This window comes from Actinoallomurus spadix (assembly GCF_024055725.1).
GTDB classification, from domain to species: domain Bacteria; phylum Actinomycetota; class Actinomycetes; order Streptosporangiales; family Streptosporangiaceae; genus Actinoallomurus; species Actinoallomurus spadix.
Map to the genome: position 1 here is coordinate 307,266 of NZ_JAMXMX010000003.1, position 20,340 is coordinate 327,605.

The following is a 20,340-nucleotide window of genomic DNA, read 5'->3' on the forward strand; positions in this document are numbered from 1 at the left end:
GCCCGGCGCACCGGCCCGCCCGCGCTGTGGAGCCGAATGCCCGCCCGCCCGCGAGCGGGCGGTCAGGGCCTCAGATCCCGCGCATGCGCAGGACGTGCAGCGCGAGCGTCAGGTTGAGGCGCAGATGGGCGTCGTCGGTGAACGGTCCCAGCAGGCGCTCCAGCTTACCGATGCGGTAACGGAGCGTGTTGTAGTGGAAGTGCAGGCGGCGGGCGGTCTCGGCGACGTTGAGGTTCGTCTCCAGCAGCACCTGCAGGGTGCGCCGCAGGTCGACGGCCTCGGAGTCCTGGTCGCCGGCGAGCTCACCGAGGGTCTCCTGGACGAAGGAGTGCAGCTCGGCGGTGTCCTCGACCAGGCTGAGCAGCCGGAAGACGCCGAGTTCGTCGAAGTGCACGACGGCCCCGTCGCCGTTCATCTGACGCCCGACGCGCACCGCCCGGACCGCCTGGTCGTACGCGGACGGCAGGTCGCCGGGCTGCTGCGCCACGCGGCTCACGCCGGTGGAGAAGGTCCGGTCCTGGTCGGCGAAGACGGCGGCGGCGTCCTTGGCCAGGGCCGGCGCGTCGCACGCGTCGGCGGCGACGACCGCGACGACCCCGCCCGAGAAGCCGGCCACCGCGCCCTTGCGGTCCCGGCGCCGGACCGCCGAGGTCCACGCGGTCACCAGGCGGTCCTGGAGCACGCGTTCCTCGGTGCCGCCGCGCGCCGGTCCCTGGTCGGGTTCGGCGACGACCACGGTGGCGGGACGGCCGAGGTCCCAGCCGAAGCTCGCGCTGTGCGCGATCACGCGCTCGTCCGCTCCGGACCGGCCGGTGAGGACGTCGCGCAGGAAGTAGGCGCGGTACTTGCTCTCGACCGCCGACACGGCGTGCTGCCTGGTGATGACGAGGGCGACGACGGTGGCGACGCGTTCGAGGACGCCGGTGTCGGCCGCCGAGACGCCGAGCACCGCCATCCGCCCGTAGGTGAACCCGCCCGCGACGACGGGCACCACGAGGTGCCCGTCCGGCGCGGTTCCCGGGCCGTCGCCGGTGTCCGGGCCGTCGAGTCCGGGCGCGGGCTCGCGCGGCGCGGCGCCGGCGGGCCAGGAGGCGGGGACGCCGGCCGGTGGAACGTGATCGAGGACGCCCGGTGCCGGCGCCTCCTCCTCGGCGGCCGGCGGGAGTCCCGCGAGCGCGCCCCGAAGCCGGGTCAGGAGCGCCTCGTCGCCGGAGGCCGCGAGTTGCCGGCCGTCGCCGTCGAGGACGGTGACGGCGGCGCCCAGGAGCGTGGCGACCTCGTCCGTCACCTCTTGCAGGCCGCCGCCGCACAGGACGATCTGCACGAGGGCGCGGTGCACCTCCTCGCCGCGGGCCAGCGCGGCGGCCCGCCGGTCGAGGATCCGGGCGAGGACCTGGTTGAGGATGTCGTCGAACCCGGCGTCCTCGGGCAGCCGGATCAGGGGGAGGCCGAGCCGGTCGGCCTGTTCGAGCATCTCGTCCGGCAGGCGTTCGAGGTAGCGGCCGGGTTTGACGGCGAGGGCCGTCAGGTTGCAGGCGTTCAGGTCGGCGACGAGGCGGCCGAGGGTACCGGAGGTATGGCGCAGCGGATAGCCGGTGGTCAGCAGGAGTTCGTTCGGCTTGACCCAGCCGAAGACGTCGGGGACCTCCATGACGTTGAGGCGCTCCACGACGCGGTCGAGGCCGCCCGCCCCGGCGACGAGCCGGGCGCCCGCCAGAGTCGGCAGGCCCAGAACCTCTTCAACGGACAGTCCGTACGCCGGGATACCGGAGCCGGCGGGACGCAGAGCCGGAGGACGAGATCCGCACGAAGACGACATAGCCGCCCAATCTCCCGAAGTTGACCCCCGAGTAACCATCACACGATGACGAGAAATACGAACGCTGGCAACCATTCTTGTCAGGATTCTCCATACGGCCATGGCCCGGACGGGTTTACGTTCACGACCGTGACCGCCCCCGGCCGGGGCCGCGACCGGGCCTGAGCGCCCCCGTCCGGCGGGCCGGACGGGGCGATCCGACCCATCGCGCCGCGGGAGGTCCGGATGACGGCGTCCACCACCGCGGGGCGGCGACGCGGCCCGCGCACCGCCCCGGCCCTGAGCCTGCCGGGCGCCGCCAGCCTCGGCGTCCGCGCCGTCCTCGGCGGCCCCCGGCGCGCCGCCCGGGTCGTCGCCGTGTTCCCCGCGACGGCCTACCTGCGGGTCGACGGCCCCGCCGAGCCGACCGTCGTCGCACTCGTCACCACGGACGCCGTACGCCCGCCGAACGCCGTGGTCCTGGCCGCGCCCGCCCGGCAGGAGCCGTTCCGCGGCGTCCGCGAGGGCGACGTGGCGTTCGCCGGTGACGGCGGCGTGGAGCTCGCCGGCCGGCTCGGGGTGCGGATCCGGCGCTGGTGGGATCCGACCCCGGTGCTCGGCCCCCTCTCACTCGCCCGGCTCGCCCACGGGACCCGCGCGCTCGGCGACCTCACCGGACCCTGGGGGCTGAGCGGGCACCCCGTCCCGGAGGTCCTCGCCGACAGCTGCGCGGCCGGCGACCTCGCCCACGCCGTCGACGCGGCGGAACGGATCGTCGGCCTCGGGCCGGGCCTCACCCCCAGCGGTGACGACGCGCTCGCCGGTCTGCTGCTCGCGCTGCGCCTGCTCGGCGGCGCGGTCCCCGGCGGGGGCCGGGCCGTCCGGCTCGCCGACTGGATCGGCGCCGCCGTCACCGCGTACGCGTGCGAGCGCACGACCGCCCTGGCGGCGACCCTGCTGCAGTGCGCCGCGCGGGGGCAGGCGAGCGTGGAGGCCGCGGCCGTCCTGCGCGGCATCGCCGGCCAGGAGCCCCTCGGGCCCGCCGCGCGCCGTCTCGTCGAGGTCGGGCACACCTCCGGCAGTGACGTCGCCTGGGGTCTGCTGACCGGCTGCCACGCCGCCCTCGCGCTGAGCCGCCCGCAGCGCGGCGGGTGAACCGCCGCTCCCGGTGAGCCCCGACCCGCGAAAATCAGTCGAAAACCCACCGGCCACAATCGACCCATGACACTTTCCGGGAACCAGTACGAGATCGCCGCCGGTCCGTACACCGCCGTCGTCACCGAGCAGGGCGGTTCGCTGCGGGCGCTGTCCAGGGACGGCCGGCCCCTCGTCCTCTCGCACGACGCGGACGTGCAGCCGCCGGCCGCGTCGGGACAGCTGCTGGCACCGTGGCCGAACCGCATCGACCGGGGACGCTATGAGTTCGGCGGCGAGGCGTACCAGTTGCCGGTCAACGAGCGCGCGCTCGACAACGCCATCCACGGCCTCGTACGCGAGGGCTCGTGGGCGGTGGCCGAGCACGAACCGCACCGGGTGCGCCTCACGTACCGCCTGCTCGGGCACTCCGGCTACCCGTTCCGCCTGGACCTGACCGTGGACTACTCCCTCGACGCCGAGGACGGCCTGACCGTGCGCCTGTCGGCGCGCAACGCCGGCTCGCGGCCCGCGCCGTACGGGCACGGCGCGCACCCCTACCTCACCCTGGGCCGCCCGCTGGACGAGTGCACCCTGACGGTCCCCGCCGACCGGTACCTGGAGGTCGACGACCGCGCCGTTCCCGAACCCGCGGCACGGGACGTCGCCGGAACCGCGTACGACCTGCGGGAGGGGCGGCTCCTCGGTGACCTGAGGATCGATCATCCCTTCACGGGCCTGCGCCGGGACGCGGACGGGCGCGCGTGGGTGCGCCTGGAGGACGGCGCCCGCTCGGTCGCGCTCTGGGCCGACGAGGCACACCCCTGGCTGGAGATCTTCACCGCCGACACGGCACCGGGCGCCATGCGCCGCGCGGGCGTGGGCGCCGAGCCGATGACCTGCCCGCCGAACGCCTTCGTCACCGGAACCGACCTGATCACCCTCGAACCGGGCGCCGAGTTCGGCGGCTCCTGGGGCATCGTCGGCGGCTGACCGCGCGATCGCCGCGAACCGACCGGCGCGAACGGCGATCAAAATCCCCGAAGGCGTTCCACCGGCCCGGTGCCCGCCCGCCGGCGCTCGCCGCCGCCGGGCGGGCCGGATCGGTAGCGTGTGCACGACGCGGTGTCCTTGGAGAGGAACTCATGAAGCTGACCCTGTCCTCCGTCGACGACCTGAGCGCCCGGGTCGAGGAGGCGCGCGCGGAGTACGAACGCCGGCACCCGGGCCGGCCGGACGAGCGCCGCCCGGTGCACACCCTGTACGTCCCGGCCGACCGGTTCACCGCGACCACCCCCGCCGACCTGGGTAAGGAGGCGCTGCGGCTGCTCGAGACGCACGTCACGGACGCCGCCGCGGCGGCGAGCGCGTTCGGTATCGACACGACCCTGGCCGAGACCGTGCACGAGCGGGTCGCCGCGAAGCTGGCCCGCGAACCGGTGGAGGACCTGCGCATCGACTTCGAGGACGGGTACGGCGTCCGCGACGACGCGGAGGAGGACGGGCACGTCGCCGCCGCCGTCGAGGCGGTCGCCCAGGCGTACGAGACGCGCTCCCTCCCCTACTACTGGGGGCTGCGGGTCAAGTCGTTCGCGGACGGCGGGCACCGCCGGGCGATGCGCACCCTCGACGGCTTCCTCACCGGGCTGGCCGAGCGTCTCGGCCGGCTGCCGGGCGGCTTCCTCGTGACCTTCCCCAAGATCGTAACGCCCGACCACGTGCGGATCTTCGTCGACTTCCTCTCGCGCTTCGAAGCGGAGATCGGCCTGCCGGAGGGGCTGCTCCGCATGGAGGTCCAGATCGAGACCCCGCAGTCGGTCGCCCATCTCCCGGAGGTCGTGGCCGCCGCCGGGAACCGGCTCGTCGCGGCCCAGTTCGGCGTGTACGACTACACGGCCGCGTGCGGGCTGCCGCCGTCGGAGCAGCGGCTCGACCACCCGGCCTGCGACCACGCGCGCCACGTCCTGCAGGTGACCCTCGCCGGCACCGGCGTCCGGCTGGTCGACGGAGCGACGAAGATCGCCCCGTCGAGCGACAAGACCAAGGACGTGTACAAGGCGTGGCGGCTGCACTCCGGCCTCGTGCGCTACTCCCTGATGAACGGCTTCCCGCAGAGCTGCGACCTGCACGTCGCGCAGTTGCCGAGCCGCTACGCCGCGGTGTACGCCTCCCTGCTGAACGGCCTCGACGACGCCGTCGACCGCCTGCGCGCCGACCGCGCCGGGCAGGCCGACGGCGCCTTCGGCGATCCAGGGACCGCCGCGGCGCTGACCGCCCGGCTGCGGCACGCGGCCGACTGCGGCGCCGTCGACCGCGACGACATCCGCGACCTGATCGGCTGACCGGGGGTGGGCCGCCCTACCGGTCCACCACCGCACCCGGGCGGGGCAGCGGCACGCCGTCGTCGACGAGCAGGTCGTCGCCGCGGTCGTCGGCGCCCATCAGCTGCCGCAGGTCCTCGATCGCCATGGTCTGCTCGCGCATCTTGGCCATGATGTCGCGGAGCGTGTGGACGACGACGAGCGTGGCCTCCGCCTGGGCGAGAGTGGCGTGGACCTGGGCCGCCGCCGTGTCCGGGGGCGTGCGGGCCAGGGCGTTCTCGGCCTTGAGCAGGTGGGAGGCGGCGCTGTCGTTGTGCGTCACCCAGTGGTAGCCGGGTTCCTCCGGCCAGGCGGACGTCATGGCGGGTTGCTCACCTCTCCAGCCGGAGCCCCCGACCCGGCGATCATGTCGGACCGTGCACGCCCCCGCGCCTCAGTGAGACGCTCGAGCCCCGTCCCCGGTTGACAGCACGCACCGTCTCGATCCGGTCCCCCGGGCCCGCCTCACGGCCGGTCGAGGCGCCGGAGGTCCTCGGGGGTGTCGATGTCGTCGGCGGCGGCGACGTCTTCGCAGGGCACCGTGACGACGAGTTCGGGATGGGCCCGCAGGAAGGCACGCGCGCCAACGTCTCCGGAGGCGCCGGCCGCCGCCTCCGCGAAGTGCTCGCGGGCGATGAGGACCGGGTTCCTGGGCCGGCCCGCGTAGGTGGCGACCGCGACCCGCGCCCCGGCGTCGTACGCCGCGCGGAGCCGGCGCACCGCCTCCGCGGTCACCTGCGGCTGGTCCACCAGGGCGATGACGACGGCCGGGCAGTCGTCCGCCAGCGCCGACAGTCCCAGGCGCAGCGACGAGGCCATGCCGGTGCGCCAGTCCGGGTTGTGGACGACCACCGCGCCCGCCACGTCGATCACGGCGGCGCCGGTGACGACGACGATCGGAGTGCAGCCCGCCTCGTGGAGCATGTGAACCCCACGGTCGGCGAGCCGGACCCCGCCGATCTCGACGAGCGCCTTCGGCGTGCCGAGCCGGCGCCCTTCTCCGGCCGCCAGCAGCAGCCCCGCCGGCGCGCCCGCGTGCCTGATCCCCATTGCGGGAGCGTATCCGCCCGCGTGCCCGTCAGCGGTGGGCGGCGACGGGCGGGAGCACGCCGTGGGCCACGTGGTGGGGAGCCGCCGCCGTCCCCCCGGCCACCGCCGCGCCGATGAGCGCGGCCACGACGAGCCGGCGTACGAGGGGCTTCCGGGCGTTTCGCGCCATGGTGGTTCCGGCCTTCTTCCGTGTTCGTCGGGACTCTTACGAGTCTGGGCCCCGGCGCGCGTCCGCGCAGTGGGGCCAGGCCGACTCTCGCACGGTGGGGACAACCCCCCTCTGGATCCCTTCGTCCCGGTCAGTCCCCGTGGATCCGGCCCGCCGTCTCGCCGAGGGGACGTCCGGTGCCGCCCCAGCGCAGCGCGATGAGCTCGGCCGCGACCGATACCGCCGTCTCCTCCGGGGTACGGGCGCCGATGTCCAGGCCGATGGGCGAGCGCAGCCGCGCGATCTCCTCCTCGGTCACACCGGCCTCGCGCAGCCGCTTCAGCCGGTCGTCGTGGGTGCGCCGGGAGCCCATCGCGCCGACGTAGCCCGCCGGGGTGCGCAGCGCCACCTCCAGCAGCGGCACGTCGAACTTCGGATCGTGGGTGAGCACGCAGATCGCGGTGCGCTCGTCCACCTCCGTCTCGGCCAGGTACCGGTGCGGCCACTTCACCACCACCTCGTCCGCGTCGGGGAACCGCTTGGCGGTGGCGAAGACCGGCCGGGCGTCGCAGACGGTCACGTGGTAGCCGAGGAACCTGCCGACGCGGACGACCGCCGCCGCGAAGTCGATCGCGCCGAACACCAGCATCCGCGGCGGCGGCGCGAACGAGTGCACGAAGACGGAGAGTTCGTCGCCGCGCCGCTCACCGTCCGGCCCGTAGCGGCGGACTCCGGTACGGCCCTGGGCGAGCATGCCGCGGGCGTCGTCGTCCACGGCGGCGTCCAGCCGTTCGAGTCCGAGCGAGCCCGCCACGCGGCCGGGCCAGACGACCCGCCGCGCGCCGAGCTCCCGGGGACCCCCGACGACCGTGACGACCGCGACCGGCTCGTGGCGTTCGACGGACGCCGCGACGTCCGCGAACTCCGGGTACGCCGCCGGGCCGACCGGCTCGACCAGCACGTCGAGGATCCCGCCGCAGGTGAGGCCGACGGCGAACGCGTCGTCGTCGCTGACGCCGTACCGCCGCACCACCGGCCGCCCCGTCGCCATGACCTCCCGCGCCAGCTCGTACACCGCGCCCTCGACGCAGCCGCCGGACACGCTGCCCACGGCCTCGCCCGCCGCCGAGACCGCCATGGCGGCGCCCGGCGGCCGGGGCGCGCTGCGGAACGTGTCGACGACGGTGGCCAGGCCGAACGTCTCCCCCGCCGCGTACCAGGTGCGGATCTCGCCGAGGACGTCACGCATCACCGATCACTCCCGCCAGTTCCTCGAGCGCGGCCAGGCTGTGGCCGGCCACGAACGCATCGACGTGCGGCAGGGCCGCCGCCATCCCGGCCGTGAGCGGTTCGTACCCGGGCCTGGCCTTGTGCGGGTTGGCCCACACGACCCGGTGGGCGAGCCGCCGCAGCCGCGCCATCTGCGCCCCGAGGAGGGTCGCGTCGCCGCGTTCCCAGCCGTCCGAGGCGACCACGACCACCGCGCCGCGCGCCATCCCCCGCTGCCCGAACCGGTCGAGGAACTCCTTCAGCTCCTCGCCCAGCCTCGTGCCGCCGCTCCAGTCGGGGATCGCGGACGACACCGCCGCCATCGCCGCGTCGGGTTCCCGGTGCCGCAGTTCACGGGTGACCCGGGTCAGCCGCGTGCCGACCGTGAAGACCTCGGTGCTGCGCGGGGCGCAGCGGAGGGCGGCGTGCGCGAACCGCAGGAGCACGTCGGCGTACGGGCTCATGGAGCCGCTGACGTCGATGAGGAGCACCACGCGGCGGGGGCGGGTCCGGTGCGCGCGGTAGTGCGGCCGGGAGATCTCCCCGCCGCGCCGGAGGATCGAGCGGACCGTACGGGCGGGGTCGAGCCGTCCGCGGCGGGCCGGGGCGAACCGCCGGGACCGGCGGCGCGCCGAGACGTTGCCGAGGAAGGGCGACGAGCCGCCGCACCTCGTCGCGCTCGGCCGCGCTGAGCCGGGCGACGTCGCGCCGGCGCAGGACCTCGGCCGCGCTGGCGGCCGTGGCGCCCGGGTCGCCGCTCCCCTCCGCCCCGCCCGCCCCGCCCGCCCGGCTCCGGGCGGCGGGCCGGGCGACCGGCGCGGGCCGCCGGGGCACGCGGCGGGCCGAGGCGGACTCGCCGGAGAAGTACGCGGCGAAGCACCGGTCGTACCGCGGCAGGTCCGCGGGGCCGGCGCACAGCGTGAGCCGGCCGGCCCAGTACACGTCGCGCGGGTTCCGCACGTCGAGGCGGTCGAGCGCCCCGATCATCGCCTGGAGCCGTTCGGGGTCGGCGTTCACTCCGGCGGCGCGCAGCGTACGGGCGAAGCCGGTCAGCGTCTCGACGAGGTCACGCGGCACGCCCATGGTCAGGACCCGTCGAGCAGCACGTCCAGGCCCTTGGCGACGCGCTCGGTGTCCTCCCGGTACTTCAGCACGGCGCCCAGCGTGACGGCCGCGGTGTCGGGATCGAGGTCCCGGGCGCCGAGCGCGACCAGGGCCTCGGTCCAGTCGAGGCTCTCGGCGATCCCGGGCGTCTTCAGCAGGTCGAGGCCCCGGAGCCGGGCCGCCGCGCCGGCGACCTGGCGGACGAGCCGCTCGGACGCCTCCGGCAGCCGCCGCCGGATGATCGCGACCTCGCGGTCGAACGCCGGATGCTCCAGCCAGTGGTAGAGGCAGCGGCGCTTCAGGGCGTCGTGCACCTCGCGCGTGCGGTTGGAGGTGACGATGACGACGGGCGGGCGCTCGGCCCGTACGGTGCCCAGCTCGGGGATGGAGATCGTGAAGTCGCTCAGCACCTCGAGCAGGAACGCCTCGAACTCGTCGTCGGCGCGGTCGATCTCGTCGACCAGGAGGACGCTCGGGCGTTCGGGCGTGGACGTCTCCAGCGCCCGCAGTAGCGGCCGGGCGACGAGGAACCGCCGGTCGTACAGCTCCGACTCCAGCCGCTGCACGTCGGTCACGCCGGCGGCCTCGGCGGCGCGCAGGTGCAGCAGCTGACGGGGGAAGTCCCAGTCGTAGAGCGCCTGGGCGGCGTCCAGTCCCTCGTAGCACTGGAGCCGGATGAGCGGGACGTCGAGCACGGCGGCGAGGGTCTTGGCGAGCTCGGTCTTGCCGACCCCGGCCTCGCCCTCCAGGAACAGCGGGCGGCTCATGCGCAGGCTCAGAAAGCAGGCCGTGGCGAGTCCCTCGTCGGCCAGGTAGGCGTGCCGGTTCAGGGCCTCGCTCAGAGCCGCCGGCGAAGCGAAGTCGGATGCCGGAGACGCGGTGGAATGCGGCACGCACTAAGGCTACTTCGCCGATCGGATCCCGGCCCGGATCCGATTCAGCCGTCTCGCCACCGTCAGCCGGCCGCGCGCTCCTGCGCCGCCACCACCGCGTCGGCGTGCTCCTCGGTCCAGCGGCCGAACGCCTCGATCGGCTCGAGCAGGCCGCGGCCGGGCGCCGTCAGCTCGTACTCGACCCGGGGCGGCGCCTCGGCGTACGCACGCCGGATCACCAGCCCGTCGTCCACCAGCCGGCGCAGCGTCTCGGTGAGCACCTTGCCGCTGATGCCGCCGATCACCTCACGCAGCTCGACCGGCCGTCTCGGCCCGTCGCGCAGCGCGTAGATGACCACGGCGTTCCAGGTGTTCGCCAGCAGGTCGAACGCCAGCCGCGCCTGGCAGTCGGCGAGGAGATCCCGGTCCATGTCAGGTGCCTACCGTATCGTCCGGGCACCGTTCGGTGCCTGTCGGAAGTCCTAGCGTCGCACTCATGAAGATCGGGATCCTCGGAGCGGGGAACATGGCCGGCGCGCTCGGCGCCCAGTGGGCGCGCGCGGGACACGAGGTGTTCGTCGGCGCGCGCGATCGGGACCGGGCGGCGAAGCGCGCCGCGGAGTTCGGACCCGGCGCCCGCGCGGGCGGACTGGGCGAGGCCGCGGCCTTCGGCGACGCGACACTGCTCGCCGTGGCGTACGAAGGGCTGACGGACGTCCTCGGGCAGGTCGGGGACTCCCTGAGCGGGCGGACGGTGATCGACTGCGTGAACGGCATCGTGCATCCAGGCGTCACCCTCGCCACCGGAGCCGGCCCGTCCGTCGCCCGGCGGGTCGCCGACGCGACCGGCGCGCACGTGGTCAAGGGGTTCAACCTGTGCCCCGACGCGATGTGGCGGATGACGCCGCCCGCGGTCGACGGCCGCCGGCTGACCGTGCCCCTCTGCGGCGACGACGCCGGCGCCCTGGCGACGGTACGGACCCTGATCACCGACCTCGGCTGCGTTCCGGCCGACGCCGGCGGCCTCGACCGCGCCGGAGTCCTGGAGGCCACCGCGGCCTACGTGATCGGCCTGCACCTCGCCGGCGTCGACCCCCGCTCCGCCCTCCCCCCGGTGGACTAGGACGCTCCGGTCACCCGCGCGAACTCGCCGATCATCGGGTTGCGGGCTCCGGCGGGCCAGACCGGGGCGCAGATCATCGGTGGCAGGCCGGTCACCGGGACGGTGACGACGTGGGGGTGGTCCGGGCGTACGGCGGCGATCGTCAGGTGGAGCACGTCTCCGCCGGCGACGAGGACGATCGCCTCCTCCAGCGACGCGGACGTGTGCCGGGGCACCCGCCGGAGCGGGACCCCGCCGGGGGTGGCCGGCGGTATCCACGAGTCGGCGAGCTGCTCCGGCGCGCTGCTCGGATACAGGATGTCGTAGCCGGCGAGTTCCTCGGCGTCCACGGCGGCGCGCCGGGCCAGTGGATGCCCGGCCGCGACCAGCACCGCCCGCTCCTCGCGCCACCACGCCGGGCCGACGTCGAATCCCATCGCCTGGATCAGCGCGTGATCGACGGCCAGCCAGCCGACGAAGACGTCCACCGGCCAGTCGCCGCCCCAGCGCATCGGGTCGGTGTTGGGATGCGCGGACCGCACCACGGCGCAGTGCGGACGGGTCCGCTCGAACGCCCGGATCGGCCCGTCGACGGCCTCGCCGGGCAGGCTGGTCGCGATGCCGACGCGGAGCACCTCGGCGCCCGCGTCGCGCCGTGCCTCCCCCAGCGCCCGTTCCATCCGCTCGTACGCGGGCCGGAGCTCGGCGCGCAGGCGTTCGCCCAGCGGCGTCAGCCGGACCCGCCTGCTGGTCCGCTCGAACAGCGGACCGCCGACCCGGCGCTCCAGCGCGCGCACCGCCTGGCTCACGCGCGGCGTGGACACGCCCAGCCGCGCCGCCGCACGGCCGAAGTGCAGCTCACGGGCGACCTCCAGGAACGCTTCGATCTCCCGCATCTCCATGCGCTCATTGTGACGTCCGGCTTAACGATCGTGGCGCGATCCGTCATTGATCACGCTTCCCAGCGCGGCCAGCCTGGAAGGGCTATGGGACTCGAAGAACAGATACCCGCCGGCTTCCTGCTCACGACCGTCGAGGCGGTGGCGGGCACGGCCCGCAGGTCGTCGATGTGGCCGATGACGTTCGGGCTCGCGTGCTGCGGCATGGAGCTGATGGCGGTCGGCGACCCGCGTCACGACTTCTCGCGGTTCGGCATGGAGCGCCCGTCGGGCTCGCCCCGGCAGGCGGACCTCATGGTCGTGGCCGGGCGGGTCAGCCAGAAGATGGCGCCGGTGCTGCGGCGGCTGTACGACCAGATGGCCGCGCCCAAATGGGTGATCGCGATGGGCGTGTGCGCCTCGTCGGGCGGCATGTTCAACAACTACGCCGTCGTGCAGGGCGTCGACCACATCGTGCCGGTCGACATCTACCTGCCCGGCTGCCCGCCCCGCCCGGAGATGCTGCTCGACGCCATCGTCAAGCTGCACGACAAGATCGGCGACACGAAGCTCGGCGCGCACCGGCGCGCCGAGATCGTGGCCGAGGAACGCGCCCGCCTGACGCAACTCCCCCTGATCGACGCGTGCCCCACGCCCGGGTGAGACGGCCTGGGCGGGGCGCCAGGCCGTCTCCGGAAATCACGGGGTGAGCGTCACGGTGCCGTCCGCGGTGCCGTCGCCGAGGGACGCCGTGATGGTGACGTCGGACGGCGAGTCGACCGGCACCGTGGTGGCCGTGAAGCTCGCCGACGTCGAGCCGGCGGGGATGGTCACCGTGGTGGGGACGTCCACGATCCCCCAGCTCTGCTGCAGCGCCACGACGGTGTCGTCGTCGGACGGGCCGGCCAGGTTGACGGTGCCCTGGAAGCTCTGCCCGCCCTGGACCGTGGCCGGCATGCCGGTGATCGAGGTGAGCCGCGGCTGAACCGTCACCGGGATCGTGGTGGTGACGCCGTCGGCGGTCGCCTGGATCTCCGTGTGCGTGGTCCGGGTGACGTCGGAGGCGTGAATCCGGAACTGATCACTCATGGAGCCCGGCGTGATGTAGAGGTAGTCCTGGTCCAGCTGGATCGTGGAGTCCCCGTCGGCCACCTTCAGGTCGACGCGCAGGCCGTCGTCCGGCGCCGGATTGCTTAGCAGGACGGTGTACGACCGGTCGCCGTCGAGACCGTAGACGCCGCCTCCCGGAGGGATGATCTTCATGCTGCTGCTGCCGTCGAAGGGCGGGAGCAGGACCTTCGACGCGGTGAGCGTGCGCGTGCCGAGAGTCACCGAGATGTGGACGGTGGTCGTCCGGGCGACCGGACGGACCGTTGCGCGGAACTCACCGCCGTACGAACCCACCTGGGTGAAGGCCACGGTGGCCGGCACGGTGACGGCGGGGTCGTCCGAGGCGACCTCGACGGTCAGGCCACCGGCGGGCACCGGACCGGTGAAGGTCAGGAAGGCGCTCACGTCGTTCGGCCGGGTGGACTCGGGAATCTGGAAGAGCTTCAGGCCCGGGGAGACGGTGATCGCGCTGCTCAGCGTTCGCCCCGCGTATCCCGCGGTGACGTGGGCGACGTACTGCGCCGCCCGGTCCGTGCTCGCGGTGATCGGGACGTCGACGCTGTCCCGTCCCCGCGCCACCGTGACCTGGGCCGGAACGGTCAGTTTCGCGTCGTCGGAGGTCAGCGACACCTGAATGTCGGAGTCCGGAGCGCAGCTCAGGCGGAGCGTGCCGGTCACCTCGTCGCCGGCGTAGATCCGGCCGGGTGCCGAGAATCCCGTCAGCTGGGGGTCGGCGCAGGCGCCCGAGGCCATCGCGGCTCGCGTCGGAACCACTGCCAGGGTCGCCAGCGTCAGGAGAACGAGGGAAATGCATCGCCTCATACAGCGACCTCACGCTTTTCACTGATTATCATCACGAATTAACACATTAAGTCGTATCCCACCACTTATCACGCCGCACTATTTCGGGTCTCGTCGAAACCCGCCGCTGAACTCGTGACATGAAAGTCCGGAACGACCGAATGTGGACAGCGAGCGCGCGCAGAGGCTCCGGCGCCGCGCCCCCGTCATCGGCGCCGAGGATGTTCGTCGCCGGGACGACGCGCATCCTCGGCGCCGACCGCCGACCGGCCGTCCGTCAGGCGGCGGCGCGTTCGCCGGCGGGCCGGCGGCGGAGGCGTGCCTGCTGGACGGCCGGCGGCACGTACGCCTGGTCGAGCACGCCGACGTCGGTGCCCGGTGGCACGATCTCGTCGATCCGGTCGAGGACGTCGTCGGTGAGCGTCACGTCGAGGCCGGCGAGGAGGTCGTCGAGGTGGCTCATCGTGCGCGGCCCGACGATCGCGCTGGTCACGTCGGGGTGAGCGATCGCGAACGCCATGGCGAGGTGGGCCGGCGGCAGTCCCGCCTCCCCGGCGAGTGCGACGAACCGCTCGACGGTCTCGAGACGGCGTTCGTCGCTGACGTGCTTGACGAAGGCGGCGCGGCGGAGTTCGTTCCGCTCACCCTTGCGGACGCGCCCCGTGAGCAGCCCCTGGCCGAGTGGACCCCACACCAGCACCCCCATCCCATGGCGCTGGGCGACCGGCAGGACCTCGCGTTCGATGCCGCGGTTGAGCAGCGAGTACGGCGGCTGCTCCGTGCGGAACCGCGCCAGACCGCGCCGTTCGGCGACCCACTGGGCCTCGACGATGTCGGACGCCGGCATGCCGGACGTCCCGATCGCCCGGACCTTCCCGCTGCGGATCAGGTCGGAGAGCGCGGAGAGCGTCTCCTCGATGTCCGTGGCGGGGTCCGGCCGGTGGATCTGGTAGAGGTCGATGTGGTCGGTCTGGAGGCGGCGCAGCGAATCCTCGACCGCGGTCACGATCCACCGCCGCGAGGCGCCCTGGCGATTGGGGTCGTCACCCATCGGGCGGCCCACCTTGGTCGCGAGGACGACGTCGTCCCGTCGCCCCTTGAGCGCCTTTCCGACGATCTCTTCGGAGTCGCCGTAGGCGTCGGCGGTGTCGATGAAGTTGATCCCCGCGTCCAGCGCCTTGTGGATCATGCGGGCGGAGTCGCCGGGATCGGGATTGCCGACGGACGTCGCGAACATCAATGCGCCCAGCGCATAGGGACTGACCTTGATACCGGTCCGGCCGAGCGTGCGGTACTGCATGCGGAAGTTGCCTCTTTCTGCAGGGAGGGTCTGAACGAGCTGCGGCGCCGGCGGACGTGCATCGGGCGGCCGCCGCAAATGCCACGCGGCGGTTCTTCGGTGCTCGTCTCGTCGCACCGCGGGGTGCCGCCGGTCCGCCGAGCCGGTTCCCAGCGTGCGACGGTACGGGCGCCGGCGGAAGAGACGTCCTTATCCGGGGACGGGCCGTCCCTGGCTCCGGCCGGCGCCCCAGGGCAGAGTGGAGGCGTGGACAGAAGCGAACTCGCCGACTTCCTGCGCCACTGCCGCGCCCGGCTCATCCCCGCCGACGTGGGGCTGTCGCCGGGCGCGCGGCGCCGCACCCCGGGGCTGCGCCGCGAGGAGGTGGCGCAGCTGGCCGGCATGTCCACCGACCACTACACCCGAATGGAGCAGGCCAGGGGCTCACACCCGTCCCGCCAGATGCTCGCCGCCGTCGCCCGCGCGCTGCGGCTGACCGGCGACGAACGCGACCACCTGTTCCATCTGGCCGGGGAGGAGCCCCCACACGACCGGCCGGCCACCGAGCACGTCCGCCCCGGCCTGCTCCTCGTCCTCGACCGGCTGACCGACGCTCCCGCCCGGGTGGTGAGCGACCGCGGCGACGTCCTCGCGCAGAACGCGATGGCCAGGGCGCTCCACGGCGACGCCTCCGGCCCCCCTGAGACGGAGCACAACGTCGTCTGGCGCTACTTCACCGATCCCGCCGCGCGCGAGCTCTTCCCCGCCGAGGACCGTGACCACGCCGCCCGCACCGCGGTGGCGGATCTGCGCGCCACACTGGCCCGCCGCCCGGACGACGCGCGGCTGGCGGCGCTCGTACGCCGGCTCCGCGCCCGCAGCGAGGAATTCTCGGCCCTGTGGGACGCCCACCACGTCGCCGTACGCCGCAGCGACGTCAAACGCTTCCTGCACCCGGTCGTCGGCCCGCTGGAGCTGGAGTGCGAGGTGCTGCTGAGCCCGGAGCACGACCAGCGGCTGGTCGTCTACACCGCCCGCCCGGGCACCGAGTCCCACGAGCGACTGGAACTCCTCCGCGTGATCGGCCTCCAGAACCTGACCCCAGGCTGACCCGCTCGCCTCGTATAGCAGTCGTTTGAAGCGGTCAAGGCCATGAGCGCCGAGGATGTTCGTCGCTGGAACAACGAACATCCTCGGCACTCACAGCCGCCCCGCTCTCAGACGAGTGGCTCTTCACCCGCCCGCTCGACCACGGCGACCTCGACACAGTCACCACCGTTCGAGCCACTTCTCGTGGCCTTCCGCCACGTCACGGCCAGCTCCACGCACTTGCCACCATTGGCTGTGCTGATTGAGGACTTCCGCCACGTCAGGTCGTCCATTGCTCCGACTTCCTCCGGATCAGCTCGATCGACTGCTGCCTGGGAAGGGCGTCCGCCCGGAACACCTCGAACATGCGTCGCAGTGCCGCGACGTCATGTGGACGCCCGATCACCTCTCCGTTGAGTTGATTGTCAACGTAGGCCAGTTCAGCCCCATCGTCGAGGGTCGCGATCACGAACGGACCGAGGAAACCGGCGCACGCCTCGGCACTCGCCGGGACGATCTGAACGATGACGTTGTCCCGTTCGGCCATGGTCGCCAGATGCAGAAGCTGATCCGCCATGACCTTGGCACCGCCGACGTTCTGGCCGAGCACGCTCTCGGCAATGACAGCGACGAGTACGGGTGGCGAGTCCTCCCGACTGAGGATCTTCTGGCGGTCGAGCCGTGCGCTGACCATGTCCTCCAAGTCGGCGAAGTCATGCCGACCGGCCCGTATCACCGCGCGAGCGTAGTCCTCGTTCTGTAGCAGGCCCGGGACCACGGTCGATTGGAACGAGAGCAGCGATGTGGCCCTACGTTCGGCCGTAAGCCACTTGTCGAGCCACTCGGGTGGGATCTCGCCGGCGACGAGTTCGTCGATGATGCGGATCAAGATGTCGCTCGCGCCGAGGAGTGGGATGAGGCGTTCGAGGTGTTCCGGTCTCGGGAGCATCCGGTGGGTCTCCCACGCGGCGACCAGGGACTCCGAGACGTACAGGGCCTTCCCGACCGCCGCCCGGGTCAGCCCCTTGGCCTCGCGAGCGCGGCGAAGCTCTCTGGCGACGAAGACCCGCGCCGTCATCCGGTTTCCGCTCATCGACCCGTGCCCTTTCGCCCGGTAACAGTGGAGCGCTCCTCAGAGTACGCATGCGAACACTCTCCGTGTACGTGAAATTCCGGAAGTCGGATCAGCCGGTCAGGGTCTGGGCGAGGAGGAAGACGTTGAGGCCGCTGATCAGGGCGGCGACGGCCGCGCCCACGGCGATCGTGGCGCGGCCGTTGACCAGGTCGCCCATCAGGGTCCGGCGGCTGGTCAGGACGACGAGCGGGATCAGGGCGAACGGGATGCCGAAGGACAGCGCGACCTGGCTCAGGATCAGGGCGTGGGTGGGCTCGACGCCGGTCGCGAGGATCAGGAAGGCCGGTGCCATGGTGGCCAGGCGGCGGGCGAGGATGGGCACGCGCCGGCGCAGGAACCCGGCCATGATGACCTGGCCGGCGTACGTCCCGACGCTGGAAGAGGCCAGTCCGGAGGCCAGCAGGGCGATCGCGAAGGCGAGCGCCGCGCCGGGTCCGATGAGGTGGCCGAGGCCGCCGTGGAACGCCCGCAAACCCTCTGACCTGCGGCTCGGCTCTGGAGCTGACATGACGGCGACGACCCCTCCTCCCGGCGCGGAGAAGTTCTCGGTGCACCTGCTCGGCTGCTTCGAGCTGCGCCGGGATCAGGTGCCGCTTCCGGTCACCCCCTCCGCCCAGCGGCTGCTGGCCTACCTCGCCACCCGGACGGGCATGGTCGCCCGGCCCGCGACCGCGGCCACGCTGTGGCCCGACTTCCCGGACCGCCGGGCCACCGCCAACCTGCGCTCGGCCCTGTGGCGCCTGCGCCAGGAACACGCCGGCGGGCCGGTCCACTGCACGCCGTACGGCATCGAGCTGCGTCCGGACGTCCTCGTGGACGTCGAGCTGATCCGGGCGCGGAGCGCCGAGCTTCCCGCGGCCGGTGACGACGCCTGCGGGCTCGATCCGTCGGTGCTGAGCCAGGACGTCCTGCCGGACTGGCCCGACGAGTGGCTGCTGCCGACGCGGGAGTGGTTCCGGCAGGTCCGCCTGCACGCCCTGGACGCGCTGTGCGCCCGGCACCGCAGGTGCGGCCGTTACGACGCGGCGCTGGACGCGGGCATGCGCGCGGTCGCCTGTGAACCGCTGCCGGGAGAGCGCCCACCGCGCCGTCGCCCTGGTTCACCTGGACGAGGGCAACCCCGCCGAGGCGCTGCGGCAGTACGAGGTCTACCGGCGGCTGCTGCACGCCGAGCTCGGCCTGCCGCCGTCGCAGCGCTTCCGCGGCCTGATCGCGCCGCTTCTCGGCCGGCCCCTCGACGCCGTCACGTCAGGGTGACGCCCGGGTGAGAACGACGTCTCCGTACGGTCGTGACGCGCCGGTGACGGCCCGCCCTGCGGACTCAGTGGTCCCTGGCCTCGCCGCGTTCGTGGATCAGGGCGGCCAGCTCGGCGAGCGCGCGGTTGGCGCGCTCGCCGTCGGAGGCCTGGATGCCCATGACCGGGACGGTCGAGCCGTCGGCGAGGTCGAGCGTGGGCCAGGGCGCGCCCTCGGACATCGTCACGCCGAGCAGCTCCGCCCACTCGAACTCATGCGTACGCAGCCCGTTGACGACCGTGACACCCTCGTCGTCGGCGGTGATCCGGCTGCGGGCGAGGATGTGCAGGACCCCGGCGACGGCCAGCCCGATCGCCACCAGCCCGATCCGGTCGCCGACGGCCCAGGGCGCGGGCATGACCACGGCGAGGAGGATCATCCCGAGGACGACCACCGCCGCCAGGACGTACGGGACGATCCTGGCCCGCCGGGGTCGCCACGTCGCCGTGGTCATGAGACGGCCGCCTTAGCTCAGTCGACGATCTTGCTGATCGGGATCTCGAGGATGTCGCGGGCGCCCGCACCCTTCAGGGCCGGGATCAGCGTGTTGACGCCGTGCTTGGCGACGACGCTCTCCACCGCGTGCATCTCGCCGCCGGCGAGGGGCGTGACCGTGGGCGACGACATCGACGGGATGATGTCCAGGACGCTCTGCAGCGCGCCGTTCTCGACGTTCAGCTTGAGCAGGACGTTGCCGCGCGCCCGGATCGCGCCCTGCAGCAGCAGCGCGATGTCCTCCATGGCCGCCCGCTTCTCGGCGTCCTCGTACGCCTCGCGGTTGGCGACCAGCTCGGTGTAGCTGGTCAGGAGGGTGTCGAGGATGCGCAGGCCGTTCTTGCGCAGCGACGACCCGGTCTCGGTGAGGTCGACGATCGCGTCGACGATGTCGGGGACCTTCGCCTCGGTCGCGCCGTACGACGGGACGACCCGCGCCTTGACGCCGTGCTGGGCGAGGAACCGCTCGGTGAGCGCGGGGAACTCCGTGGAGATCCGCACGCCCTCGGGCAGGTCGGAGACGGTCTGCCAGGGCGCGTCGTTCGGCACGGCCATGATGACGCGCACCGGGTTGGACGTGGCCTTGGAGTACTTCAGCTCACCGAGGGAGACGACGTCGGCGTCGGTCTCGGTGATCCAGTCGCGCCCGGTGATGCCGAGGTCGAACAGGCCCTGTTCGAGGTAGGTCGGGATCTCCTGCGGGCGCAGGACGCGGACCCGGTCGATCCGCGGGTCGTCGATCGAGGCGCGGTAGTCGCGGTCGGAGGCCCGGCGGACGGTGAGGTCGGCGGCGTCGAACAGGTCGAACGTCGCCTTCTCCAGGGAGCCCTTGGGCAGCACGAGTGACAGCACGGTTCAGCAGACCTTTCGTTCGGAAGTGGGGTGGGTTTCGCGGCGTCGACGCTCAGGAGCCCAGATGCTCCGCGTCGTGCCGCGCGTGACCGTGGTGCCGAAGACCTCGCAGGGTCAGTGCCGTATCGAGTGCGGCCACGGTCGCCTCCATCCCTTTGTCCTCGTGGCTGTCGTCCAGCCCGCAGCGGTCCAATGCCTGGTCGAGCGTCTCACATGTTAGTACCCCGTTGCCCACCGGGGTGCCCTCATCCAGGGCGACCCTGGTCAGACCGGCGGTGACGGAGTCGCAGACGTAGTCGAAGTGCGGGGTCTCCCCGCGGATCACCGCGCCGAGGCAGACGACCGCGTCGTTGTCCCGGGCGAGCTGCTGGGCGACGACCGGGATCTCCAGCGCGCCCGCGACCCGTACGACGACCGGCTCGGCGACCCGGCACTCCTTGGCCGTGGCGACGGCCCGCTCCAGCAGCCGGTCGGTGATCCGCGCATGCCACCGGGTGCAGACGATCCCCAGCCGCAGCCCCGAGGCGTCGACGTACGTCTCCCCCGGCCGTCCGATTCCGCTCACTGG

Annotated in this window: 23 protein-coding genes and 1 pseudogene; 7 read left to right on the plus strand and 17 right to left on the minus strand. The window is 73.2% G+C overall.

The features are described 5' to 3' along the window. Window positions 1-70: 70 nt before the first annotated feature. The gene (locus NE235_RS05570) at window positions 71-1,819 is read right to left on the minus strand and encodes a PucR family transcriptional regulator (RefSeq protein ID WP_252799840.1); all 1,749 of its coding nucleotides are present in this window, start codon (window positions 1,817-1,819) and stop codon (window positions 71-73) included. 225 nt (window positions 1,820-2,044) lie between these two features. Here NE235_RS05570 and NE235_RS05575 point away from each other — a divergent pair, with 225 nt between their 5' ends. From NE235_RS05575 to NE235_RS05585, 3 genes are all read left to right on the plus strand, one after another. After that, window positions 2,045-2,953, plus strand: a complete 909-nt coding sequence (locus tag NE235_RS05575) for an oxamate carbamoyltransferase subunit AllH family protein (RefSeq protein WP_252799841.1) — start codon at window positions 2,045-2,047, stop codon at window positions 2,951-2,953. Window positions 2,954-3,019: 66 nt separating this feature from the next. After that, window positions 3,020-3,925, plus strand: a complete 906-nt coding sequence (locus tag NE235_RS05580; protein WP_252799842.1) for an aldose 1-epimerase family protein — start codon at window positions 3,020-3,022, stop codon at window positions 3,923-3,925. Window positions 3,926-4,077: 152 nt separating this feature from the next. After that, entirely contained in the window at window positions 4,078-5,274 is a 1,197-nt protein-coding gene (locus tag NE235_RS05585) for a DUF6986 family protein (RefSeq protein ID WP_252799843.1), read from the plus strand. Window positions 5,275-5,290: 16 nt separating this feature from the next. On the opposite strand, the gene NE235_RS05590 is transcribed toward NE235_RS05585, so the two are convergent. From NE235_RS05590 to NE235_RS05620, 7 genes and pseudogenes are all read right to left on the minus strand, one after another. Then, a complete protein-coding gene (locus tag NE235_RS05590; protein WP_252799844.1) occupies window positions 5,291-5,614 on the minus strand; it encodes a hypothetical protein in 324 nt (107 codons plus the stop codon). Between the two features lie 143 nt (window positions 5,615-5,757). Beyond that, complete coding sequence (locus NE235_RS05595) at window positions 5,758-6,342, minus strand: nucleotidyltransferase family protein (protein WP_252799845.1); 585 nt, start codon at window positions 6,340-6,342, stop codon at window positions 5,758-5,760. Window positions 6,343-6,370: 28 nt separating this feature from the next. Then, on the minus strand, window positions 6,371-6,511 hold the full coding sequence (locus NE235_RS05600; RefSeq protein ID WP_252799846.1) for a hypothetical protein: 141 nt from the start codon (window positions 6,509-6,511) through the stop codon (window positions 6,371-6,373). Between the two features lie 130 nt (window positions 6,512-6,641). Continuing rightward, on the minus strand, window positions 6,642-7,739 hold the full coding sequence (locus NE235_RS05605; RefSeq protein ID WP_252799953.1) for an XdhC family protein: 1,098 nt from the start codon (window positions 7,737-7,739) through the stop codon (window positions 6,642-6,644). Beyond that, a pseudogene (locus tag NE235_RS38085) lies at window positions 7,732-8,331 on the minus strand (vWA domain-containing protein); the annotation flags it as partial. The pseudogene NE235_RS38085 and the gene NE235_RS05605, both read right to left, overlap by 8 nt. 513 nt (window positions 8,332-8,844) lie before the next feature. Beyond that, complete coding sequence (locus NE235_RS05615) at window positions 8,845-9,756, minus strand: AAA family ATPase (protein WP_252799847.1); 912 nt, start codon at window positions 9,754-9,756, stop codon at window positions 8,845-8,847. Window positions 9,757-9,818: 62 nt separating this feature from the next. After that, entirely contained in the window at window positions 9,819-10,166 is a 348-nt protein-coding gene (locus NE235_RS05620) for a winged helix-turn-helix transcriptional regulator (RefSeq protein ID WP_252799848.1), read from the minus strand. 65 nt (window positions 10,167-10,231) lie between these two features. Between NE235_RS05620 and NE235_RS05625 the strand changes: the two genes are divergently transcribed. Further along, on the plus strand, window positions 10,232-10,858 hold the full coding sequence (locus NE235_RS05625) for an NADPH-dependent F420 reductase (protein WP_252799849.1): 627 nt from the start codon (window positions 10,232-10,234) through the stop codon (window positions 10,856-10,858). Here NE235_RS05625 and NE235_RS05630 read toward each other — a convergent pair. Further along, complete coding sequence (locus tag NE235_RS05630; RefSeq protein WP_252799850.1) at window positions 10,855-11,739, minus strand: LysR family transcriptional regulator; 885 nt, start codon at window positions 11,737-11,739, stop codon at window positions 10,855-10,857. The two genes, NE235_RS05625 and NE235_RS05630, sit on opposite strands and share 4 nt — an antisense overlap. Before the next feature lie 84 nt (window positions 11,740-11,823). Between NE235_RS05630 and NE235_RS05635 the strand changes: the two genes are divergently transcribed. After that, entirely contained in the window at window positions 11,824-12,378 is a 555-nt protein-coding gene (locus tag NE235_RS05635) for a NuoB/complex I 20 kDa subunit family protein (protein WP_252799851.1), read from the plus strand. 36 nt (window positions 12,379-12,414) lie between these two features. Here the strand turns inward: NE235_RS05635 and NE235_RS05640 are convergent, their stop codons facing one another. Both NE235_RS05640 and NE235_RS05645 read right to left on the minus strand, forming a co-directional pair. Further along, the gene (locus NE235_RS05640) at window positions 12,415-13,599 is read right to left on the minus strand and encodes a hypothetical protein (RefSeq protein WP_252799852.1); all 1,185 of its coding nucleotides are present in this window, start codon (window positions 13,597-13,599) and stop codon (window positions 12,415-12,417) included. Between the two features lie 304 nt (window positions 13,600-13,903). Continuing rightward, window positions 13,904-14,926: an aldo/keto reductase gene (locus NE235_RS05645; protein WP_252799853.1), complete on the minus strand. Its 1,023-nt coding sequence runs from the start codon at window positions 14,924-14,926 to the stop codon at window positions 13,904-13,906. 246 nt (window positions 14,927-15,172) lie between these two features. On the opposite strand from NE235_RS05645, the gene NE235_RS05650 reads away from it, so the two are divergent. Then, window positions 15,173-16,015, plus strand: a complete 843-nt coding sequence (locus tag NE235_RS05650; protein ID WP_252799854.1) for a helix-turn-helix transcriptional regulator — start codon at window positions 15,173-15,175, stop codon at window positions 16,013-16,015. A gap of 107 nt (window positions 16,016-16,122) precedes the next feature. On the opposite strand, the gene NE235_RS05655 is transcribed toward NE235_RS05650, so the two are convergent. From NE235_RS05655 to NE235_RS05665, 3 genes are all read right to left on the minus strand, one after another. Next, window positions 16,123-16,287, minus strand: coding sequence for a DUF397 domain-containing protein (locus NE235_RS05655; protein ID WP_252799855.1), 165 nt, complete (start codon window positions 16,285-16,287; stop codon window positions 16,123-16,125). Further along, window positions 16,275-17,087, minus strand: a complete 813-nt coding sequence (locus NE235_RS05660; RefSeq protein WP_252799856.1) for a helix-turn-helix domain-containing protein — start codon at window positions 17,085-17,087, stop codon at window positions 16,275-16,277. Before NE235_RS05660 ends, NE235_RS05655 begins: the two co-directional genes overlap by 13 nt. Before the next feature lie 91 nt (window positions 17,088-17,178). Further along, on the minus strand, window positions 17,179-17,637 hold the full coding sequence (locus NE235_RS05665; RefSeq protein WP_252799857.1) for an Nramp family divalent metal transporter: 459 nt from the start codon (window positions 17,635-17,637) through the stop codon (window positions 17,179-17,181). Here NE235_RS05665 and NE235_RS38845 point away from each other — a divergent pair. After that, on the plus strand, window positions 17,636-18,397 hold the full coding sequence (locus NE235_RS38845) for an AfsR/SARP family transcriptional regulator (RefSeq protein ID WP_252799858.1): 762 nt from the start codon (window positions 17,636-17,638) through the stop codon (window positions 18,395-18,397). The two genes, NE235_RS05665 and NE235_RS38845, sit on opposite strands and share 2 nt — an antisense overlap. A gap of 53 nt (window positions 18,398-18,450) precedes the next feature. Here NE235_RS38845 and NE235_RS05675 read toward each other — a convergent pair whose 3' ends face one another. Genes NE235_RS05675 through ribH form a run of 3 tightly spaced genes read right to left on the minus strand, consistent with a single transcriptional unit; the run spans window position 18,451 to window position 20,337 of the window. After that, window positions 18,451-18,879: a PH domain-containing protein gene (locus tag NE235_RS05675; RefSeq protein ID WP_252799859.1), complete on the minus strand. Its 429-nt coding sequence runs from the start codon at window positions 18,877-18,879 to the stop codon at window positions 18,451-18,453. Window positions 18,880-18,896: 17 nt separating this feature from the next. Then, window positions 18,897-19,772, minus strand: coding sequence for an ATP phosphoribosyltransferase (gene hisG / locus NE235_RS05680; protein ID WP_252799860.1), 876 nt, complete (start codon window positions 19,770-19,772; stop codon window positions 18,897-18,899). A gap of 52 nt (window positions 19,773-19,824) precedes the next feature. Beyond that, complete coding sequence (ribH, locus tag NE235_RS05685) at window positions 19,825-20,337, minus strand: 6,7-dimethyl-8-ribityllumazine synthase (protein WP_252799861.1); 513 nt, start codon at window positions 20,335-20,337, stop codon at window positions 19,825-19,827. Window positions 20,338-20,340 lie beyond the last annotated feature (3 nt).